This window comes from Cytophagia bacterium CHB2 (genome assembly GCA_030263535.1).
Taxonomy (GTDB): Bacteria; Zhuqueibacterota; Zhuqueibacteria; order Zhuqueibacterales; family Zhuqueibacteraceae; genus Coneutiohabitans.
The window spans coordinates 1-2,628 of record SZPB01000573.1 but is presented as its reverse complement, the minus strand read 5'-3'; the positions used below and the strand labels follow the sequence as shown (position 1 = coordinate 2,628).

The window sequence follows — 2,628 nt, the reverse complement described above, 5'->3', positions numbered from 1 at the left end:
CATTCACAAAATAACCGACGGTTTCAATCGCGAGGCCGGGCGCAAAATTATTGTAGGCCACTAAACTGTCAGCGAGCGCGACAAAGCTGTGATGGTCGGGCGTGATCTCACTCGCGTAGCCCCAGGGATAAATCATCAAATTGCCGAACGAATGATACGACAACGAAGCGCGAAAACGCCGGGCGGAAACGAAGTCGCGAATGGCGGCAATCTCCGGCTCGGAAAACGCCTCGCTGCCGCGATACGTTGCTGCGTTCGGATTGGGGCTGGAACCGATGTCATTCAACCCCCATTTGAAGCCGTAATTGCGATTCAAGTCCACGCCAAACGTGCCGTCGCTGTTGCGGCGGCGATTCTTGCGCCACCATAAATCAGAATTAAAAACATACTCCAGCCCATCGGGATTGACAACCGGGATCAGCCAGATTTGGCGATGGTTGACGAGATACGTGATTTCGGGATCCTGGCCGTAACCCGTGAGCAGCGTGTGCATGAAATCGAGCACGATGCCCGGCGTGATGATCTCGCGCGCATGATGCAGGGCCATGATCAACACTTCCGGCTCGTCTTCGTCCCGCGCCACATGATCTGAAATCTTGACTGCCCAGAGATCGCGCTCCGCGAGGTTTTGTGTTTTCTCCCAGCTATCGCCGATATCGACAAGTTGCATCAGCTCGGGATAAATCGCCTGCGCAATCACCAGTTCCTCAAGCGTGCGCTCGTAGTCAAAAAAATGATCGAGGTAATCGCTCGCGCGCAGCGCTTGCGCATAGGTCTCGAGATTGGCAATATTGATTTGGTATGGAATGCCGAGGCGGCGCAGCGCTTCCAGCTCTTCGGCATGCAGAATCACTTCAAAAACGCCGGATTGGGGATGCGCCTCCGCAATATCAAAGCCGGCAGTCAAAAAGTTCTGTAAGGTTTTTGCGGACAGCGCCGGAGCGGAAATCTCAACCAGCGCGCGCGGCGGGCGGGAATACTGCTGTGCGGCGGCAGGAATGCCATCATAAAAAATGCAGAACAATAAAGCGGCAAAACCGAAACGGCAAAGGCGGGTCATGAAAACGTTCCTCACGAGATGAGCGTCACAAGCAACCGGCAGGATTCAACGATGAAGGACGCGCAATTGTTGCGTTTTTCTTGCGGGAAATTTATTTGCTTCTCGCCGTTGAGAAACTTATTTTAGCGCATTATTTTCGCGGGCCGGCCTTGCCTTTGATTTTCTCAATTGCAGCGCGCGCCGCCTGCCGCACGAATTCATTGGGGTCGTCTTTCGCCTTGTAGAGAGCGGGCAACCCCTTCGGATCGGCCAAATCACCGAGTGCTTCTGCGGCTTGATAGCGCAGTTTCCAATTGCTGTTTTGTGCGGCAACCACGATGGCGGGCAGCGCTTTTTCGTTGCCGGTCAATCCCAGCGTGACAATTGCCAGGCCGCGTGTAAACGCATCTTCAATATCGGCGTTTTTCATCGCAAGATCGCGGCCGCTGGCACTGCCGCGTTTCGCCAGAATCATCGCAGCCAGCAGGCGGGTGGACAGCGATTTGCCCGGGTCCGCCAACAGTTGCTGAAACTTGGGCGAGATGTCATGCCATAAACCGGGATTGAGTCCGCCGATTTCGGCGATTGACAAGCCGGCATTGCCGCGCACCTCGGGATTTTCACGGTTGTCGGCGATGCGTAGATACAGCGCGTCAGTAACATCCGAGCGCGGATAAGCGGAGAGCGCACGCGCCACCGCGGCACGCACCAAGTCGTCGCCGTTGGTCAACTTTTTGAGCAGCGGCGGCAGCGCTTGTTGATTGCGCAATTGCGCCAGAACCTTGACGCTTGCTTGTTGCACGCCGGTGGCCGGATCGTTCTCCATGAGAGCAACAAAAAATTTGGTTTCGGTGGGCGCTGCCATGCCGCCGAGCAGATCGACCATTTGCGCGCGCATGTAGTCGTCATGCTCGCGCCGGCTTTCATCCGGCATAATCTCGCGCCTGGCTTCGGGCATGGTGAGCATGCTTTCGCGCATCGCGGTGGCGCGCGGGTTGCCGGTGCGGGAATAGCAGCGCCACAGCAGCAACGTGGCAGCCGGGTCCTCGTGGTTGCGTGACAGAAAACCTTCGAGCAGCTCGATGGCGCGGCCCAACGGATCGGCAAATTCCACGGTCACGGAGGGATCGGATTCCCGCGAACGTTCATAAAGCTGTTTCGCCTCGTCATAGTCGCTGTTGCCGCAAGCGGAGAATAAGAGAAGAGTCGATAAAAAAAGCAGGCGTCGTATCACAAGCATCAGGCATAACTTTCTTGAATGGAACGGGCGTCAATCGTTTGAACATGCGAACAGCTTAATCGTCGTGGCTTCGACAGGCTTCGACAAGCTCAGCCTGCGGCGACCGGCTCAGCCTGCGGCGACCGGCTCAGCCTGCGGCGACAAGCTCAGCCTGCGGCGACAAGCTCAGCCTGCGGCGACCGGCTCAGCCTGTGGCAGACTCAAGCCTGCGACGATAACCCGCACCCTGAGCTTGTCGAAGGGTAGCGGCGGGCTGGAACGGCCCTCAACTCCAAAGGTGTGACATATGGATTTCGTCGGCGTGTCGTTGGCTTTCACATACAAACCCAATATGCCACTCCTGTCGGAG

2 protein-coding genes are annotated in these 2,628 nt (G+C 56.7%); both read right to left on the bottom strand.

Translation table 11 applies throughout. The features are described from left to right. On the bottom strand, positions 1-1,060 hold a 1,060-nt coding region (locus FBQ85_29030; GenBank protein MDL1879177.1), incomplete at its 3' end, for a zinc carboxypeptidase. A gap of 130 nt (positions 1,061-1,190) precedes the next feature. Next, complete coding sequence (locus tag FBQ85_29025; protein ID MDL1879176.1) at positions 1,191-2,279, bottom strand: HEAT repeat domain-containing protein; 1,089 nt, start codon at positions 2,277-2,279, stop codon at positions 1,191-1,193. Between the last annotated feature and the right edge of the window lie 349 nt (positions 2,280-2,628).

Excerpts from the sequence above, each read along its gene's own strand:
- FBQ85_29025 (MDL1879176.1), bottom strand. The coding sequence starts at position 2,279 with ATGCTTGTGATACGACGCCTGCTTTTTTTATCGACTCTTCTCTTATTC.